16 protein-coding genes are annotated in these 17631 nt (G+C 56.8%); 12 read left to right on the plus strand and 4 right to left on the minus strand.

What is annotated here, in order from left to right; translation table 11 throughout:
• Positions 1-144 precede the first annotated feature (144 nt).
• The 4 genes from hpaD (at position 145) to ACR0ES_RS18810 (ending at position 3592) form a co-directional block, all read left to right on the plus strand.
• A complete protein-coding gene (gene hpaD, locus ACR0ES_RS18795; protein WP_480871491.1) occupies positions 145-987 on the plus strand; it encodes a 3,4-dihydroxyphenylacetate 2,3-dioxygenase in 843 nt (280 codons plus the stop codon).
• A gap of 122 nt (positions 988-1109) precedes the next feature.
• Complete coding sequence (locus ACR0ES_RS18800; RefSeq protein ID WP_480478158.1) at positions 1110-2507, plus strand: pyridoxal phosphate-dependent decarboxylase family protein; 1398 nt, start codon at positions 1110-1112, stop codon at positions 2505-2507.
• On the plus strand, positions 2504-2689 hold the full coding sequence (locus ACR0ES_RS18805; protein ID WP_480478160.1) for a hypothetical protein: 186 nt from the start codon (positions 2504-2506) through the stop codon (positions 2687-2689). The genes ACR0ES_RS18800 and ACR0ES_RS18805 overlap by 4 nt, the downstream gene beginning before the upstream one ends.
• Positions 2690-2806: 117 nt before the next feature.
• Positions 2807-3592, plus strand: a complete 786-nt coding sequence (locus tag ACR0ES_RS18810) for a hypothetical protein (protein WP_480484863.1) — start codon at positions 2807-2809, stop codon at positions 3590-3592.
• A gap of 132 nt (positions 3593-3724) precedes the next feature.
• Here the strand turns inward: ACR0ES_RS18810 and ACR0ES_RS18815 are convergent, their stop codons facing one another.
• From ACR0ES_RS18815 to paaG, 4 genes are read right to left on the minus strand one after another with little or no spacing between them, the layout of a single operon-like run.
• A complete protein-coding gene (locus ACR0ES_RS18815) occupies positions 3725-4321 on the minus strand; it encodes a TetR/AcrR family transcriptional regulator (protein WP_480478162.1) in 597 nt (198 codons plus the stop codon).
• A 3-nt stretch (positions 4322-4324) separates the two neighbouring features.
• Complete coding sequence (paaK, locus tag ACR0ES_RS18820) at positions 4325-5635, minus strand: phenylacetate--CoA ligase PaaK (RefSeq protein WP_267365260.1); 1311 nt, start codon at positions 5633-5635, stop codon at positions 4325-4327.
• Between the two features lie 24 nt (positions 5636-5659).
• Positions 5660-6085, minus strand: coding sequence for a hydroxyphenylacetyl-CoA thioesterase PaaI (paaI, locus tag ACR0ES_RS18825; RefSeq protein ID WP_480871492.1), 426 nt, complete (start codon positions 6083-6085; stop codon positions 5660-5662).
• A 2-nt stretch (positions 6086-6087) separates the two neighbouring features.
• Positions 6088-6873, minus strand: coding sequence for a 2-(1,2-epoxy-1,2-dihydrophenyl)acetyl-CoA isomerase PaaG (gene paaG, locus ACR0ES_RS18830; RefSeq protein ID WP_480774448.1), 786 nt, complete (start codon positions 6871-6873; stop codon positions 6088-6090).
• A gap of 103 nt (positions 6874-6976) precedes the next feature.
• Here paaG and ACR0ES_RS18835 point away from each other — a divergent pair, with 103 nt between their 5' ends.
• The 8 genes from ACR0ES_RS18835 to pcaF all read left to right on the plus strand — a co-directional run bounded on the left by ACR0ES_RS18835 (position 6977) and on the right by pcaF (position 17621).
• A complete protein-coding gene (locus tag ACR0ES_RS18835; protein ID WP_480871493.1) occupies positions 6977-9010 on the plus strand; it encodes an FAD-dependent oxidoreductase in 2034 nt (677 codons plus the stop codon).
• A gap of 70 nt (positions 9011-9080) precedes the next feature.
• Positions 9081-10100 carry a TRAP transporter substrate-binding protein gene (locus ACR0ES_RS18840; protein ID WP_480774446.1) on the plus strand — a complete coding sequence of 340 codons (1020 nt, stop codon included), beginning with the start codon at positions 9081-9083 and terminating at the stop codon, positions 10098-10100.
• A 57-nt stretch (positions 10101-10157) separates the two neighbouring features.
• A complete protein-coding gene (locus ACR0ES_RS18845; RefSeq protein ID WP_209507551.1) occupies positions 10158-10664 on the plus strand; it encodes a TRAP transporter small permease in 507 nt (168 codons plus the stop codon).
• Positions 10661-12013, plus strand: a complete 1353-nt coding sequence (locus ACR0ES_RS18850; RefSeq protein WP_267366798.1) for a TRAP transporter large permease — start codon at positions 10661-10663, stop codon at positions 12011-12013. Before ACR0ES_RS18845 ends, ACR0ES_RS18850 begins: the two co-directional genes overlap by 4 nt.
• Positions 12013-13200, plus strand: coding sequence for a cytochrome P450 (locus tag ACR0ES_RS18855; protein WP_480871494.1), 1188 nt, complete (start codon positions 12013-12015; stop codon positions 13198-13200). Before ACR0ES_RS18850 ends, ACR0ES_RS18855 begins: the two co-directional genes overlap by 1 nt.
• 119 nt (positions 13201-13319) lie before the next feature.
• Complete coding sequence (gene paaZ, locus ACR0ES_RS18860; RefSeq protein WP_480871495.1) at positions 13320-15350, plus strand: phenylacetic acid degradation bifunctional protein PaaZ; 2031 nt, start codon at positions 13320-13322, stop codon at positions 15348-15350.
• A gap of 62 nt (positions 15351-15412) precedes the next feature.
• On the plus strand, positions 15413-16228 hold the full coding sequence (locus ACR0ES_RS18865) for a PaaX family transcriptional regulator C-terminal domain-containing protein (protein ID WP_480484856.1): 816 nt from the start codon (positions 15413-15415) through the stop codon (positions 16226-16228).
• Positions 16229-16418: 190 nt separating this feature from the next.
• Positions 16419-17621 (plus strand): 3-oxoadipyl-CoA thiolase, encoded by a 1203-nt coding sequence (gene pcaF, locus ACR0ES_RS18870; RefSeq protein ID WP_480774443.1) that lies wholly within the window; start codon positions 16419-16421, stop codon positions 17619-17621.
• Positions 17622-17631 lie beyond the last annotated feature (10 nt).

The following is a 17631-nucleotide window of genomic DNA, read 5'->3' on the forward strand; positions in this document are numbered from 1 at the left end:
GGCGGCAACTGGAGCTTCGAGTTCTACATGGAACAAAAACACGTCGGCTTCGCAACCGGAAATCACAACATCATGCAGCTGGGGAAGTGAACTCGGGCAAGGGCTCTGGTACACAGACGTCGGTAAACACGAGGAGGAACTGCCATGGGAAAGATCGTACAAGCCGCGAAGATCACGCATGTGCCAAGTATCTGGATGTCCCACACGATGCCAAAATACAAAGGCATCCGGCAGTCTGCCATTGATGGTTATGCGCGCCTGCGCCAGGACGCGATAGACCGCGAGGTCGAGACCTTTCTTGTGTTCGACACCCATTGGATCACCAATCAGGGGTTTCACCTGAATACCAAAGAGCACCACAAAGGCCGCTTCATCAGTCATGAACTGCCGCACATGCTGGCAGACATGGAGTTTGATTATCGCGGAGATAACGCGTTGGGGGAAACCATCCTTGATGTTCTGCGTGAGCGCGGCGAGCGAGCGCTTGGCCATTCGCACCCTGATATGGGAATGGAATATGGCACCCTTCTGCCTATGCATTTCATCAACGAAGGGGTGAATGCGCGCGTTTTGCCCGTTGCAGTCAACCAGTTCTCGTCGATCCAGGAAAACCGCGTCTGGGGTGAGGCCATTGCCGAAGGTATCCGGCGTTCCGACCGGAACGTTTCCATACTGGCCTCTGGCTCACTCAGCCATGATTTCACGCCGAATGAGCGCTCGGTCCACGGATTGAATGCGGTAAACGGCGAGTTCAACCGCCAGATGGATATGCACGTGCTGGAGATGTGGGAACAGGGACGGTTCGAAGAGTTCCTTGAAATGCTGCCGGACTATGCGAAGAAATGCGCAGGCGAATGCGCCATGAATGACACGGCTTTGCTGTTCGGAGCTCTGGGCTGGGGCAGCTACAAGGGTGAGATCGACATCTACACCCCCTACTTCGGCAGCTCTGGCACAGGTCAGGCGAATGTCAGCTTTTCGGTCTGAAGGCAGAACTCGGGACCTTTTCATTTGAAGAAAGCACACCTGTTCGGCTTTAATCCGCGAGCCGAACGGGTAAGGTCGGGGACTGGACAAATTGGTGTTCAGTTACAAGAGAAGGCTTGCGCATGGATTGGGACGCGTTTTCGCATTGGGGTCAGCACATTTCGAAATGGGCGGCCGATTACCACAAGACACTTGCTGAACGTCCTGTTCGGGCCAAGACCACACCAGGAGAAATCGCGGCCCAGCTAAAGGCATCGCCCCCCGATAGTGGCGAGCCCATGGAAGCCATCATGGCCGATTTCGAACGAATCGTGATGCCGGGTATCACACATTGGCAACATCCCCGGTTCTTTGCCTATTTCCCGGCCAACGCAGCGCCGCCGTCGATGCTGGCTGAAATGCTGGTGACCACAATCGCGGCGCAATGCATGCTATGGCAGACCTCACCAGCTGCGACCGAGGTCGAAGGTGTCATGGTCGATTGGCTGCGGCAGGCGCTTGGATTGCCGGAAGGAACGACCGGAGTTATTCAGGACAGCGCATCATCTGCCACGTTGTCGGCTGTGCTGACCATGCGGGAACGGGCCACAGGGTTTACCGGCAACCGCGAAGGCCTGAACGCCAAGGGCGCACTGCGCATCTACTGCTCGGATCAGGTTCATTCGTCGATTGATCGGGCCTGCTGGGTTGCAGGGATCGGTCAGGACAATCTGGTGAAACTGCCGACACGTGGTCCGACCTATACGATTGATGCAGAGGCTCTTGATGTCGCAATTCAGGGTGACATCGCGGCCGGGTATGTACCTGCTGGTATCATTGCAATTACGGGCGGCACCGGGGTTGGGGCCTGCGATGATCTGGTGGCGGTGGCTGACATCGCGCAAAAATACGACCTCTATACGCATCTCGACGCGGCCTGGGCGGGGTCGGCGATGATCTGCCCCGAGCTTCGTGAGGCCCTTTGGCCCGGGGCGGATCGTTACGACAGCATTGTCTTCAACCCACATAAATGGATGGGGGCGCAGTTCGATTGCGCGATCCAGTTTCTGCGGGACGCCACGCCACAGCTCAACACGCTTAAGATCGAACCGGAATACCTCAAGACCACAGGGGCAGAGGTAACGAATTATTCGGAATGGACAATCCCTCTGGGTCGACGGTTCCGGGCATTGAAGATCTGGTTCTTGATGCGGTCATACGGTCTCGACGGGTTGCGGAGCCGAATTCGCAACCATGTGCTCTGGGCCAATGAACTTGCAGAAAAGATCGGCGCGATAGAGGGGTTTGAGATCACCACCGGCCCGATCCTGAGCCTGTTTTCCTTTCGCTGTCCAGGGGATGACGCCGCTCAGCAGCGACTGGTGGACGCGCTGAATGACGATGGCCGAATTTACCTGACGCAAGGCATGTTTAATGGCCGCAAGATCATCCGTTTTCAGGTCGGGCAATTCGACACAACCCGCGATGACGTGCTGATGGCGGCGGATGTCATCCGCGATGTCTGGGAGAGCCTGTTATGAAATTCGCAACGTTCAGTGCTGCAGGGGATACCTTCTTTTGGGTGATTACCGATGATGGTGCGATCGCCCTGAACGGTGATTTTCCTGAGTTTTCCAGCCTGTATGAAGTCATTGCCGCAGGTGAGTTTGCCCAAGCCGAAACCGAAGACTATGAATATCTAACACGCTCACTCTCGTTATGAGTGAGGGACCATCGGTGGGTAGGTCAAAGGTCACTTGTAGGTCTTTGAAGGATGAAAGGATATTGAGGAAAGCGCTTTTCCGGCAACTTCGACGAGAGTTTAGCGAGAGATAAGAAAATGTTGAAAGTCGTTATACATCAGGGGTTTCATAAAACAGGCACTCGAACACTGCAAACAATGTTGCTCAGAAATCGTTCCCGATTAAAGGGCAGAGTGAATATTCTGGTTCCGAGTGATCTGCAAGAGGCGGGCTTCTCAGCACGGCGCTTTTCTGTAGTGCAAGAAGAACGAGTGCTAAATAAGTTTCGTAAACAATTAAGACAAGCTCTGGCGCGCTTTGAAAACGAAACAGACAAACCGCTTTTGATTAGTAACGAGGAGTTTGCGGGCCTGATTCCAGGGCGTAAAAATGTGTATTCTTATTCCATGGTAACGGTTTTGTCTGAAGTGCTATTGGATGAGATCGAGAAGTTCGCTGATGGTAACGCGCGTGCAACCTTCTTTTTTACCACCAGGAACGCCTCTGATTGGATTAAGAGTGTTTATTGGCAAAACATACGTTCGAACCGAATTCAGGAAGGCCTTTCGGAATACGCGGACCTACTTCAGCAAGGCGCAGATCTTGCTGGTGTGGTTGCCCGAGTTAAGGATGCCGTATCCTCCCGAGCCGACGTCGTTTCCCTAGACACCTCAAACATGAGTGACCGTCTATTTCCCGCCACAAAGGTGCTATCGATGCTGAACGTAAGGTCCGATGATCTTACGCCTGTCAGTAACTTGAATGTCCAACCGGTTGGAGCCGCAGAGTATTTTCTGGAATTGAACAGATCAAACATGACGGACGAAGAGGTCATGGCAGCGAAACGCAATTTCTTAGACGATTTGAAGATGCGCAAAAAGTAAGAAAGAAGGCCACGCGCTCGCTGCAGCCACGGTCCTTATTGGCGCGCCTCAGGATAGCCGACCAGTCTGACCTGAGATTTCAGAATAACACACGTGACCAGCCCCAAGCGTGTTTTCCCCAAGGGGGCACGCCTATAGCTTTTGCACACCATGCATGGTCAGGGTGCTCACCAGATCGGCATAATCCTCGCGGGCTTTGGGGCCTGCGCCGGTGTTCCACATGTAATACCAGTTTAACATGCCAAAGACTGACATCGTCGCTCCCCGAAGCTTGTCCTTGGCTCCGTCAAAAGAACCGGGGGACAACTCCAGAAGTATGTCGCGTACAAAGTTCACCAGATCAAGCTGATAGCCCCGTAGCCTTTTTTGCTGTTCCTCGGTCAGTGCGCTCATGCCACTGATCTGAACCCGGTGCTCGTCATCTGCACCCTGATAGGCAAAAAGGATCTCGCGCACTGCTTTGCGCAGTTTCTGTTCGGGGCTAAGGCCGTCCAGATCAACATTGCAAATCCGGTCCCGCAACTCACGCAAGTACGTTTCAAGGATGTCATACAGGATGGCATCCTTGCTGTCATAGTAGTGGTATATGTTTGCTTTCGAGATCCCACATTCTTTGGCCAAAAGGGTCATCGAAGCACGGTCAAACCCCTGGTCGGCAAACACTTTTGCCGCCATCTTCAGGATCTGCTCTCGCTTTTGGTCGTGGTCTTTAGCAATTGTCCGGGCCACGGCTCAGTCCTTATCGCGATTGTCTACAACGCGCTTCGCCTTGCCCTGAGAGCGTTCGACGTCGCCGGGGTCCCCTACTACAATTTCGGTTGAAACGCCAACGACGTCCTTGATCCGCTTGGTCAGCATCCGAGCAGCGGCCGTTTTTGACAGCTCGTCGGTGGAATCGGGGGAGGATTCAACAAAGACCCGCATGGCATCCATGCGACCGGATTTGTAGAGCTCGATCTGGTAATAGGGGGCAAGACCGCCCGTTGCCATGACCTGTTCCTCGATCTGGCTGGGGAAGACGTTGACGCCGCGCAGGATCATCATGTCGTCACTGCGACCTGTAATTTTTGCCATCCGGCGCATGGACCGCGCCGTCCCCGGCAGCAGGCATGTCAGATCGCGTGTGCGATAGCGGATCATCGGCAACCCTTCTTTGGTTAGTGTCGTGAACACCAATTCTCCGGTTTCGCCATCGGGCAGGACTTCTCCGGTTGCCGGGTCGATGATTTCCGGCAGGAAGTGATCCTCCCAGATTACAGGCCCGTCTTTGGTTTCAACGCATTCATTGGCGACACCGGGGCCCATGATCTCGGACAGGCCATAGATATCGACGGCGTGCATGTCGAAGGCCGCCTCGACCTCGGCCCGCATCGCGTCAGTCCAGGGTTCGGCACCAAAAACGCCAACCTTCAGCGAGCTCTCACGTGGGTCGAGACCCGCCTTGTGGAACTGTTCAAGGATATTGAGCATGTAGGAGGGTGTAACCATGATCCCGTCAGGACGGAAATCGTTGATCAGGTTGACCTGTTTTTCGGTCTGCCCGCCCGACATCGGGACGACAGTCGCGCCAAGGCGTTCGATCCCGTAATGGGCACCTAGCCCACCGGTGAACAGCCCATAGCCGTAGGCGTTGTGCACCATGTCGCCCTTGCGCAGCCCAGACGCGCGAAGAGACCGCGCGCCAAGGTCAGCCCAGTTGTCTATGTCATTCTTTGTGTAGCCGACCACTGTCGGTTTGCCTGTCGTGCCGGAGGACGCGTGCAGGCGAATTATCTCGCTGCGCGGAACCGCAAAAAGACCAAACGGATAGTTGTCGCGCAGGTCGTTTTTATACGTGAACGGAAACTTTGACAGATCCGAAAGCTGCTGAAGATCGTCAGGATGCACGCCAGCCTCGTCAAAGCGCTGTTTGTACATCGGAACGTTTTCATAGGCGTGGCGCACGGACCACTTCAGCCGCTCAAGCTGTGTGGCGCGAATTTCGTCGATCGAGGCGATTTCGATCGGGTCCAGGTCCGCTTTGTTGGGGGAAAGGTCTTTCATCGCGTAACTCCTCCAGTCACGAAACTATTCTTGAAAATTCTGGCCGCCAATGGTGCGGGACATGCCGCGAAATTCAGCGATCAGAGTATTGTCTTGATTGATGACGCGGACGTCGTAGATGCCGCTGCGACCGGACAGGTTCACTTCTGTCGCGGTGGCAGTCAGGCGGTCACCCTTCCGTCCCGGTGCGAGATAGCTGACCATCGTATGCTGCGCTACAGTTGCAACATTCCGGCTGTTGCAGGCAAAGGCAAAAGCACTGTCAGCAAGAGCGTGCGTGACGCCGCCATGGCAAATACCGTGTCCGTTACAGTGATGCAGCGCAACAGTCAGCGACAGGACAGCGCGCCCTTCATCGACCTGGACAAGCTCCATCCCGAACCATTTACTGGCTTCGTCATTGGCCCACATCGCCGCCGCGGATTTTTGGGCGCGTTCTTTTGGTGTCATCATCATCTTCCCTGAAAATGCGGTGCGCGTTTTTCGAGGAAACTGGACACGCCTTCGGCATAATCAGCACTTTCCCCGCAGGTTTTCATCGCGTCCGCTTCAATTTCAAGCTGATCGGACAAGGATGTAGTGGCTGCTGTTTGAATGCACTGCTTGGTCAGACCCAAGCCAAGGGTGGGGCCGTTTGCGAGTTGCGTGGCAAGAGCGCGTGCTTCGGTCATCAACTGATCATCGGGAAGCGCCTTCCAGATCAACCCCCAGTCTTCCGCCTGTTTGGCGGTTAGGGGCATTGCTGTCAGGGCCAGCCCCTTTGCGCGCGCCTCGCCCAACAATCGGGGCAAGTGCCAGCTGCCGCCTGTGTCCGGAATCAACCCGACCTTAGAAAAACTTTGGATGAACTTCGCGCTTTCCCTGGCCAGAACCATGTCGCAGGCCAGTGCAAGGTTCGCACCCGCGCCCGCGGCCACGCCGTTGACGGCACAAACGACCGGGAAATTCAAAGACCGGATCAGTCGAACCAAAGGGGCATAGAAAGTGCGTACAGTTTTGCCCAGGTCGGGCGGGCCATCCATTTTCGAGGGATCGCGGTCTCCAAGGTCCTGACCCGCACAAAAACCGCGCCCTGCGCCGGTCAGCAAAATCGCGCGGGCACCATTTTCGCGCGCGCTCTTCAGCGCGTCGTGAAGGGCAAGATGCATCTCCTCATTGAACGAGTTCAGCTTGTCGGGGCGGTTCAGGGTTATTTCAACCCAGTTTCCGTGATCATGTACAAGGATCGTATCGCTCATGGCAGTCTCATCTGTTCCCGTGACAACTTAATCATTGCATTAACCGAACGGTTGGTCAATATATAAACCCGAACCGAATCTGGACTGATCAAAGGGATTGCAAATGCCGCAACCGTCGCTGGTGAGTGTTGACTTTAAGGGCGACGTGGCCTGGGTCACGGTCGACAACCCGCCGGTGAACGCAACCTCGACGGGGGTTCGGCAGGGTCTGGCCGACGCGGTCGATGCAGTTCAGAAAGCTCGGGTTGCCGTCCTGTGCTGCGCCGGTCGGACATTCATCGCAGGCGGTGATATGTCCGAGTTTGACGCGGCTCCGGCTGAGCCGCATTTGCCTGATGTTGTTCAGAAGATCGAAGACAGCAATGTGCCGTTTATCGCCTGTATGCACGGCAATGTGTTGGGTGGCGGGTTTGAAATTGCCATGGCCTGCGCGTGGCGGATCGCAGCGCCGGGCACCAGCTTTGGGCTGCCGGAAGTCAATGTGGGCCTGATCCCGGGGGCGGGGGGCACGCAACGATTGCCGCGCCTAGTTGGAATGGAAGCGGCGATCGACATCGCCTGTTCGGGAAAAATCCTGAAAGCCGAGGAAATGGCCAATCTCGGGGGAATTGACCTGATTGCCGATAACCCAACGGCGGCTGCTCTGGACTTTGTCGCCAACCTGCCAAAGCGCCCGGCACCTGTCAGTCAACGGCCCGTCGGTGAATTCGCGTCTGACCTTCTGGAGACGAGCCGTCAGGCTTTGAAAAGAACCGCCAGGGGTCAGCAATCACCGCTGGAAAACCTGACCGCGCTCAGCTGGTCGTCAGAACCCTTTGCTTTCGCACAGCCGAAAGAGCGTGCGCGCCATCTGGCGCTGCGTCAAAGCCCTGAAAGCCGCGCCCTGCGATACGCCTTTTTTGCCGAGCGCAAGGTGGCCAGACCTTCGATGATCGCAGGTGTTGCCCCGCGCGATATCAGCCGGATCGCAGTTGTCGGTGGCGGGTTGATGGGGGCAGGGATCGCAACCGCTGCCCTGAATGGCGGTCTTTCGGTCACTCTGATCGAGAGGGATATGGAAGCAGCGGCCGCAGCCCATGATCGGGTTGAGGGGCTGTTAAAGGGGGCAGTCAAGCGGGGCAAGATGTCCGAAGCGCAGCTACAGGAACGCCTTTCTGCATTTCGCGCCGTTGACAGCTACTCCGAAGCTGCCGACATTCAGTTGGCTATCGAGGCTGTGTTTGAAGACTTGTCAGTCAAGCAACAGGTTTTTGCAGAATTGGCGCGCCATATGCAGCGTGACGCGATTCTGGCCACGAACACGTCTTACCTGAGCCCGGTCGAGATTTTCGCGGGTATCGAAAATCAATCCCGGTGCATTGGCCTGCACTTCTTCAGCCCTGCCCATGTCATGAAGCTGTTGGAAGTCGTGCATACGCCGCAAACTTCGCCCGAAGTTGTCGCCACAGGGTTTGCGCTCGGAAAAAGGCTTCGCAAGGTTTCTGTCCTGTCGGGCATCTGCGATGGATTTATCGGCAACCGGATGTTGGCTGCGTATCGGCGCGAGGCCGATTATTTGCTGGCAGATGGGGCGTTGCCTTATCAGGTGGATCAGGCAATGCGAGCTTTCGGGATGCCCATGGGGCCTTACGAGCTGCAGGATCTGACCGGCCTCCAAATCGCCTGGGCCAACCGAAAACGCAATGCCGCAACCCGCGACCCGAACGAACGTTATGTGACGATTGCTGACCAGCTGTGCGAGATGGGTCGTCTTGGCCAACGTACGGGCAAAGGATGGTATCGCTATGAAGAGGGTCATCGCGAACCGATCCGCGATCCCGAAGTGGAGGCGTTGATCGAGTCCCACTCGGCGGATCAGGGCATAACGCGGCGGGCATATGCGCAGGACGAAATCGTGTCGCGCATCCTGGCGGTGCTGGCCAACGAGGGCGCGTTGATCATTCAGCAGGGGATCGCCGAGTCCGCGGAAGCCGTCGATATGGTTCAAATTCACGGCTACGGCTTTCCGCGCTGGCGCGGCGGGCCGATGAACTATTGCAAGGAAATCGGAGCCAACACGTCGCACGCAATGATGGAAACCGTAGCCAAGGAAAGCCCCGGTTCATGGCGCGTCGCGGGTTGTCTTGGGGACAATTAACAAGTTGATGGTTACAAAAGTGACCATTAACGCATTCTTGACTCATGTTTCACAGGGAGGAGACAGAACTATGAAATTCACAAGGTTGAGCACACTTCTTGCCTCAGCTGCACTGGCCGTTTCAGGTACAGTGGCGCTTGCGGCAGACTATACGCTGACCATTTCCAGCTGGGCCCCGCCGACCCATGGCATCAATGCCAAGATGTGGCCGAAATTCGTCGAGATGATCGAAGAGGCCACCGATGGTCAGGTCACCGCCGAACTGAAGCTGGGCCTTGCCCCGCCCCCTGCGCAGATGGACCTGATCATGGATGGCGCCGCTGATGCCTCGATCATTTTCCACGGCTATCAGCCGGGCCGGTTTGTCACCACCAAGATGATCGAACTGCCCGGATATGAAGGCTCGGCCGAGGCTGCGTCGGTCGCATATTGGCGTGCATATGACACACATTTGAAGGCGGCAGATGAACACCGTGGTGTGAAAGTGATCGCTTTGCACACACATGGTCCGGCTCAGCTGCATTCCAGCAACCCGGTAACAACACTGGACGAAGTCTCGGGCCTCAAGGTTCGCATCCCCGGCGGTGTTGGTGGTGACGTGGGCACGGCGCTGGGTGCAACCGGTATCCAGGTTCCTGCACCGAAAGTGTATGAAACCTTGGCTTCCAAAGCCGCAGATGGCGTCGTCATGCCCTTTGAATCCCGCAAAGGTTTCAAGCTGACGGAAGTGGCCCAGAACGTCTATGAGGTCCCTGGCGGCCTGTATCGCGGTTCGTTTGCCTTTATTATGAACGAAGACACCTTTGCTGATCTGCCCGCCGATCTGCAGGCAGCGCTGGAAGAAAACGTTTTCGGGGAACCGCTGAGCCGCGAAATTGGCAAGATCTGGGATGAGATCGATGCGATCGGCCGGGAAGAGACCGAAGGCACCGAAGGTAACGCAATCCATGCCGCATCCGCTGAAGATCTGGAAAAGTTCAATGCGATTGCCGCGGATGTACGCGCCAAGGTTATCGACGAAGTCAATGGCACAGGCATCGACGCCCAGGCCGCCTACGACATGATCGTAAATGAAATGGCTGCGCAATAACGCAGTCGGGCTGGCGGACGCGATCCGCCAGCCGATTTCACCCGCTGGGGACCCGTTATGCAATCTCTCGTGACCTTTGCGCGTCGCGTCAGTATCGTGCCCACGCTGCTGGCCTGTGCCGCGCTGTTCATCCTGATGGTGATGACCTTCTTTGATGTCATCCTACGTTCTGTTTTTAATGCCCCGATCGAGGCGGCCACGGAACTGACCCGGATCCTGATGGCCGTCCTCGTGTTCTCGGTCTTGCCGATGATCTCAGCAGGCAAGGGTCAAATCGCTGTGGATCTGACGGATGGGCTGTTTTCACGCCTGCGGTTAAGTCGGGTACGTGATGCGATTGTATATCTGTTCTCTGGCATCATGCTTTTTTGGCCAATTCAGCGTGTCTGGGTATTGGCTGAACGTGCGCGGGATTACGGGGACGTCACGGAATATCTTTCGATCCCAGTCTTCTATGTAGGCTGGTTCATCTCGGGGTTCATAGCGATCACCGCTGTTGCAATGATCATCACCGGCTTCTTGCACTTCTTTGCCCCCCATACCTTGTCGGAGCACCCCCAATGACCGCTGCGCTGATCGGTTTTGTTCTTGTTCTTGTTCTTGTGCTGGTGCGCTTGCCTATCGTGTTTGCAATGGGATTGGTCGGAACGCTTGGCTTTGCCTATGAACGCGGCGGCAGCATTCTGTCCGAGCGCGGGTTAAAGGCCGCGATGTCGATGGTGGGTCGTCAGATCACCGACACCGCGCAGGATTACGGCCTGTCGGTGGTCCCGCTGTTCATCCTTATGGGCCTATTCGTGAACAAGGGTGGGCTTGCGCGTGAGCTTTACGCAGTTTCAAACGCTTTTCTGGGCCATTTTCGGGGTGGTATCGCCATGGCGACGGTTGCGGCATGCGGAGGCTTTTCAGCCATTTGCGGCTCGTCTCTGGCAACGGCGGCCACCATGTCCAAGGTCGCAATGCCGGAGATGCGCCGCTATGGCTATTCCGACGAGCTGTCGACAGCATCGATTGCAGCGGGCGGCACACTTGGAATTCTTATTCCGCCGTCGGTGATCCTGGTCATCTACGGGCTGCTGACCGAAACCTCGATTGGGAAACTTTTCGTTGCGGGTATCATTCCCGGCCTGCTTGGCATTCTGTTCTACCTGCTCGCCGTGCGCTGGACCGTCGCGCGCAAGCCCGAGTCAGGACCGGCGGGCGAACGCCACGGCTGGGCCGAGCGTCTGTCCGCAGTTCGCTCGGTCTGGGCCGTCTTGCTGCTGTTCTTTCTGGTGATTGGTGGATTGTACGGTGCTTTTGATTTTCATCCGTTGAACCTGACCTTCAGCCCGACCGAGGCGGCAGGCATGGGTGCAATGGGCGCTTTCCTGATCGCTCTGTCACGAGGTGGGCTTACTTTGGGGTCGACTTTTGAGGTGCTGAAGGAAACCGCCTATACCGCCGCAGCATTGTTTTCGGTTCTGATCGGCGCACAGATCTTTTCGAATTTCATCAACCTTGCCGGTCTGCCTGAAGCGCTCATCGCATTGGTTACGGCGTACGACGTTGAACCCTTTGTGGTGATCCTGATGATCCTTGGGATCTACATCATTTTGGGTTGCGTCTTTGAATCCCTTTCGATGCTGCTGCTGACAGTGCCGATCTTTTTCCCGCTGGTCACGTCGTTGGGGTATGACCCGATCTGGTTCGGCATTGTTGTGGTTGTCGTGACCGAAATCAGCCTGATCACTCCACCCGTCGGTTTGAACGTTTTCATTCTGAAAGGCGTGGTCGGAGATGTGTCAACAGGAACAATCTTCAAGGGTGTTACTCCGTTCTGGGTGGCGGATATCTTCCGACTGGCCCTGATCGTTCTGGTGCCATGGTTAGTGTTGGTTCTGCCTGAACAAATGGGGGCGATGGGGCACTGATGTTCTCTCTGACCGCGCTTCCGGACGGGTTTCACACAGACCCCTATCCTGCCTACGCCGTTATGCGCGAAGATACGCCCGTCTGCTGGCAACGTGACGGATCGGTTATCCTGTCCCGATACGAGGATCTGGACCTTGTTTACCGGGACACCTCGCGATTCATATCGGACAAGAAAGCGGTATTTGGCCCCAAATACGGGGTCGACAGCCCCTTGTATGAACACCACACCACCAGTTTGGTGTTTAATGACCCGCCGCTGCATACCCGTGTTCGCAAGGTAATGGTCGGCGCGATGAACCCGCGCGCGTTGGCGCAAATGGAACCGGGTCTGATCCAGCTTGTCGATGGGCTGCTGGACGAGATGCAGGTCAAGGGCAACGTCGAACTGATCGAGGATTTTGCCGGGGCAATCCCGATCGAGATCATCGGCAATCTGCTGGGTATACCACGATCCGAACGCGGGCCATTGCGCGATTGGTCTCTGGCCATTCTTGGTGCGTTGGAGCCGCAATTGACGCCGGAGCAGGAAGAGTGGGGTAACAGATCGGTCTCGGACTTCAAAGACTTCCTGCGGCATATCATCGAGGATCGTCGCGCCAACCCCGGAGATCCGGCAACGGATGTCCTGACCCGGCTGATCCAGGACGACACGGATGGTGGCCTGACCGAGGTCGAGCTGTATCAGAACTGCATTTTCATCCTGAATGCTGGGCATGAGACCACAACGAACCTGATCGGCAACGCATTGGAGTTGTTGGACCGGCACCGCGACAAGCGGGCGGAGTTGCTGGCCGACCCGGATCTGATCGGTTCGGCCGTGGACGAGTTTCTGCGGCTGGAAAGCCCGAACCAGTTCGGCAATCGCCTGACCACCGTTGATGTAACGATCCACGGTCAGACCATTCCGGCAGGTACTGATGTTCATCTGTGTATCGGTGCGGCCAACCGTGACCCACGGCAGTTTGACCGGCACGACGAGATGATCTTGGACAGACGCCCCAACAAGCATCACGCCTTTGCCGGAGGGCCTCATACCTGCGTTGGTCTGACCCTCGCGCGTCTGGAGGGCCGGGTGGCCGTGGGCCGGTTTCTGGCCCGTTTTCCAGACTATCGCATCACCGACGGCGCCGAACGGGGCGGGCGCATCCGGTTTCGGGGGTTTGCACGTTTACCCGCGCGGGTCTGAGAAATCCGGCGAGGGAAATTTGCTCGGTAATTTATTGACCGACCGTACGGTTTAAAATATGATTTCACGAGACCGGCTTGTGGCAGCGCGGGGATCGCGACTTAGATGAGGAGACACTCATGACTATCCAACAGATTTCCAGCTTTGCAGCCGGTGAGTGGGTTTTGCCCGGCGAGGGTGCCCGCGCGATAGCTAGCGCTGTGACCGGCGAGGTTATCGCCACAGCGGGTAACAATGCTTTGGATGTACAGGGGATGTTGAACTATGCGCGCAATGTCGGGGGGGCGGCACTGCGCAAAATGACGTTCCATGAACGGGCCAAAATGCTCAAGGCGCTGTCCGTCCATTTGGGTCAGCACAAGCAGGCGATGTATGATTTGTCTTTCAACACCGGTGCCACGCAATCGGATCATATGATTGATATCGACGGCGGCATCGGAACGATGTTTGTCTTTGCCGCAAAAGGCCGTCGTGAAATGCCGGACGGTCATGTCTATCTGGATGGCGATGTCGAGCAGCTTTCGCGCAACGGCACTTTCCTGGGGCAGCACATCTGCACCCCGCTGCAAGGTGTGGCAATTCACATCAACGCGTTCAATTTTCCGGTTTGGGGGATGCTGGAAAAGCTTGCCCCAACCCTTCTGGCGGGCGTTCCGGCGATTGTAAAACCCGCCACGAGCTCGTGTTATGTGACCGAGCTATGTGTTCGGTTGATGCTTGAGTCCGGCATCTTGCCAGCGGGTGCATTGCAGTTGGTCTCGGGTGGTTTGGGTGACATGCTGGACCGTCTGACCATGCAGGACGTGGTCAGCTTTACCGGATCCGCCGATACAGCCCTGAAACTGCGCTCCAACCCGGTGATCCTTGAGAACTCGGTACGGTTTGTCGCGGAACAGGACAGCCTAAACTGTTCGATCCTTGGCCCCGATGCCGCGCCGGGCACGCCGGAATTTGACCTCTTCGTGAAGGAAGTCCAGCGCGAGATGACCACGAAGGCAGGGCAGAAATGCACCGCAATCCGTCGGATCATCGCGCCCGAACCGCAGGTACAGGCGGTAATCGAAGCGTTGTCGGCGCGACTGGCGAAAACGGTCATCGGTGACCCAAAGCTGGAAACCACCCGTATGGGTGCGTTGGTTTCGAACGGTCAGAAGCGTGATGTTCTGGAAAAGGCTGCTATCCTTGGGCAAGAGGCCGAGCGTGTCTTCGGCAACCCCGATGATTTCGCGGTTGAGGGCGCTGATGCCGAAAAGGGTGCGTTCCTGCCGCCCATTCTCTTCCATTGCGCCAATCCTGACGCGGCGCAGCGCGTGCACGACACCGAAGCCTTTGGTCCGGTCAGCACAGTGATGGGGTATCGCGATCTTGACCATGCCATCGAGCTGGCGAACCGTGGGCAGGGCTCTTTGGTGGCGTCGGTGATCACCCATGATCCCGAGGTTGCGCGACAGGTTGCCATGGGATCAGGGGCGTATCACGGGCGTCTGTATTTCAACAACCGTGACTCGATGAAGGAATCCACCGGTCATGGTTCTCCTCTGCCGCACATGGTTCATGGCGGTCCGGGACGCGCTGGTGGCGGCGAAGAAATGGGCGGGGTACGGGGTGTGAAACACTATATGCAGCGCACCGCCATTCAGGGTTCGCCCGATCTGCTGACAGCGATTGGCCGGAAATGGGTGCCTGGCGCGACCGAAATCGAAGGTCCTGCTCATCCCTTTACCCGCCGGTTTCACGATCTGTCGATTGGTGAGACCCTTTACACGGCGCCAAGAACCATCACCATGGAGGACATTGAACACTTCGCCAACTTCACCGGTGATACCTTCTATGCGCATATGGATCAGGCGGCGGCGGAACGTAACCCGTTCTTCCCGGGTCGCGTTGCACATGGATACTTGCTGTTGTCTTTCGCAGCCGGATTGTTCGTCGAACCGAACGAGGGGCCGGTTTTGGCAAATACCGGTCTTGACGGGCTGCGTTTCATGAAACCGGTCGAGGCAGGTGACACCATCAAGGTGCGTTTGACGGTCAAGCACAAGACCAAGCGCAATGATGACTACGGCGAGGTTCGCTGGCACGTTACCCTGACACAGCAGGATGATGAGCTGGTCGCAGAATACGAGTTGCTGACCATGGTTGCCTACTAGGCACAAGTGCAGGTGCGCAGGGGCTGGATGGCATTTCCCTCCGGCCCGATTATACTGTGCTTATGAAAGATACGGCTCCAGAATGGTTCGAAACCTGCGTCAGCCAGTTGACCACAACTGGCACGCAACGTGTGTGGTCAGTTCTGGTCACGATATTCGGTGATCTGGCCCAGAGCGGGTCTGACCAGGTTAGCGGCGCGTTGATCACAGCACTGACCAACCTTGCGGGGATCAAGGCCGAAGCCACGCGTGTTGCGCTGCACAGGCTGCGCAAGGAAGGCTGGATCGAAAGCACGCGGGTCGGGCGAAACAGCGTGCACAGACTGACCGAATATGGCCGCAGTCAAAGCGCCGCCGCTGCCCCGCGCATCTATTCCAGCGAGACGAATACGCCAGAAACCTGGCATGTGCTTGTTGCCAGCAGTTCAGAAAGTTCGCGAAAAGAGCTGGCAGATCTGATGCTTACTGGAGACTATATTTCAGTTAACCACACAACAGCCATGTCGGCAGGACCCGTCCCGGAGAACCTTGAAGAACTGCTGGGTGTTGAAAGCAGCGCTACTTCGATCCCCGGCTGGCTGCGCGACCTTTGTGGCCCTGAAGTGCTGAAGTCTGCCTATGATCAGTTTTTGCATTCCATTCAAATCACCGAGCAAATGCTGCCTGTCGATGGCGTCGGCGATCCGCTTAAAATAGCGGTGCTGCGCGTATTGATTGTGCATGGGTGGCGTCGTTTGGTCCTGCGCCATCCGTCCCTGCCTCCGGCCTTTTTGCCCGCCGATTGGAAGGGCGCGGAGTGTCGCGCGGCGGTGTCCCGACTGCTGGGACAATTGTCCAAACCGGATCTTGCAACGCTGGAATCTGCGGCGGGTGGTTGACTCGTTTTTTGCCGAGCTCGGGATGGCGCTCTTGGGGGTTGGAAGACGGATGTGAAAGAAGTGCCATTTAATGTTACAGAAAGCTGACAGAAGCGATTACGTGGTAACATAATGCTTGCGCCGAATCGATTGAGCATTTATTAACCGACCAGACGGTTAATGACTTGTGTTCCAACAGGAGACCCAATTGATGGACGCCTTCATCTGCGACGCAACCCGCACCCCGATTGGGCGGTATGGTGGTGCGCTTTCATCGGTTCGCACGGATGATCTGGCGGCTATCCCGCTGGCGGCCCTGATGGCGCGCAACCCGCAAGTCGACTGGACCAGTGTGGATGACGTCATTTATGGCGATGCCAACCAGGCAGGAGAGAGCAATCGCAACGTTGCCCGGATGGCGGCACTGCTTGCTGGATTGCCGACGGACGTGCCGGGAACAACGATAAACCGCTTGTGCGCCAGTGGTATGGATGCTGTCGGAATGGCGGCGCGTGGTATCAAGGCAGGCGATTATGATCTTGCTGTTGCGGGTGGCGTGGAAAGCATGTCGCGCGCACCGTTTGTAATGCCCAAAGCGACGTCGGCGTTTACGCGCAGCAATGCGGTTTACGACACCACGATTGGCTGGCGCTTTGTGAACCCAAGGCTAAAGCAGCAGTATGGCGTCGATTCCATGCCGCAAACGGCTGACAATGTCGCTGAAGATTATGGGATCAGCCGTGAAGACCAGGACGCCTTTGCCGCGCGCAGTCAGGCACGATGGGCTGCGGCGCACGCGGCAGGCGTGTTCCAAGAGGAAATCACACCGGTTTCAATTCCGCAGCGCAAGGGCGATCCGATTGTTGTCGATACGGATGAACATCCTCGCCCGGGAACCACAGCGGAAAAACTCTCGGGCCTCAAGGGTGTGAACGGGCCGGAGAAAACAGTGACCGCTGGGAATGCCTCGGGCGTGAATGACGGTGCCGCCGCGATCCTGATCGCGAATGAAGTGGCAGTGGCAAAGAATGGTTTGACCCCGATTGCCCGTGTGGTTGGTATGTCTGTCGCGGGCGTCGAGCCTCGGGTCATGGGTATTGGTCCGGTTCCTGCCAGCCGAAAGGTTTTGGCGCGCGCGGGGCTGAGCATCGACCAGATGGATGTGATCGAATTGAACGAGGCGTTTGCGTCGCAAGGTCTGGCAACGCTGCGAGAGCTTGGCCTGCCCGATGACGCAGCTCATGTGAACCCGAATGGCGGTGCAATCGCCCTTGGTCATCCATTGGGGATGAGCGGCGCCCGACTTGTGTTGACCGCAGCGTACCAACTGAAACGCACCAAAGGGCGCTATGCGCTTTGCACAATGTGCGTCGGCGTCGGGCAAGGCGCTGCACTTATTCTTGAACGCGTGTAACGGAGGAGAC

The sequence above is a fragment of the Ruegeria sp. N7 genome (assembly GCF_056531345.1).

What these genes read in the sequence shown, in the direction of transcription:
- hpaD (WP_480871491.1), top strand. Translation starts at nt 145, where the DNA reads ATGGGAAAGATCGTACAAGCCGCGAAGATCACGCATGTGCCAAGTATC.
- ACR0ES_RS18800 (WP_480478158.1), top strand. Translation starts at nt 1,110, where the DNA reads ATGGATTGGGACGCGTTTTCGCATTGGGGTCAGCACATTTCGAAATGG.
- ACR0ES_RS18805 (WP_480478160.1), top strand. Translation starts at nt 2,504, where the DNA reads ATGAAATTCGCAACGTTCAGTGCTGCAGGGGATACCTTCTTTTGGGTG.
- ACR0ES_RS18810 (WP_480484863.1), top strand. Translation starts at nt 2,807, where the DNA reads ATGTTGAAAGTCGTTATACATCAGGGGTTTCATAAAACAGGCACTCGA.
- paaK (WP_267365260.1), bottom strand. Translation starts at nt 5,635, where the DNA reads ATGAAAGACCTTTCCCCCAACAAAGCGGACCTGGACCCGATCGAAATC.
- paaI (WP_480871492.1), bottom strand. Translation starts at nt 6,085, where the DNA reads ATGACACCAAAAGAACGCGCCCAAAAATCCGCGGCGGCGATGTGGGCC.
- paaG (WP_480774448.1), bottom strand. Translation starts at nt 6,873, where the DNA reads ATGAGCGATACGATCCTTGTACATGATCACGGAAACTGGGTTGAAATA.
- ACR0ES_RS18835 (WP_480871493.1), top strand. Translation starts at nt 6,977, where the DNA reads ATGCCGCAACCGTCGCTGGTGAGTGTTGACTTTAAGGGCGACGTGGCC.
- ACR0ES_RS18840 (WP_480774446.1), top strand. Translation starts at nt 9,081, where the DNA reads ATGAAATTCACAAGGTTGAGCACACTTCTTGCCTCAGCTGCACTGGCC.
- ACR0ES_RS18845 (WP_209507551.1), top strand. Translation starts at nt 10,158, where the DNA reads ATGCAATCTCTCGTGACCTTTGCGCGTCGCGTCAGTATCGTGCCCACG.
- ACR0ES_RS18850 (WP_267366798.1), top strand. Translation starts at nt 10,661, where the DNA reads ATGACCGCTGCGCTGATCGGTTTTGTTCTTGTTCTTGTTCTTGTGCTG.
- ACR0ES_RS18855 (WP_480871494.1), top strand. Translation starts at nt 12,013, where the DNA reads ATGTTCTCTCTGACCGCGCTTCCGGACGGGTTTCACACAGACCCCTAT.
- paaZ (WP_480871495.1), top strand. Translation starts at nt 13,320, where the DNA reads ATGACTATCCAACAGATTTCCAGCTTTGCAGCCGGTGAGTGGGTTTTG.
- ACR0ES_RS18865 (WP_480484856.1), top strand. Translation starts at nt 15,413, where the DNA reads ATGAAAGATACGGCTCCAGAATGGTTCGAAACCTGCGTCAGCCAGTTG.
- pcaF (WP_480774443.1), top strand. Translation starts at nt 16,419, where the DNA reads ATGGACGCCTTCATCTGCGACGCAACCCGCACCCCGATTGGGCGGTAT.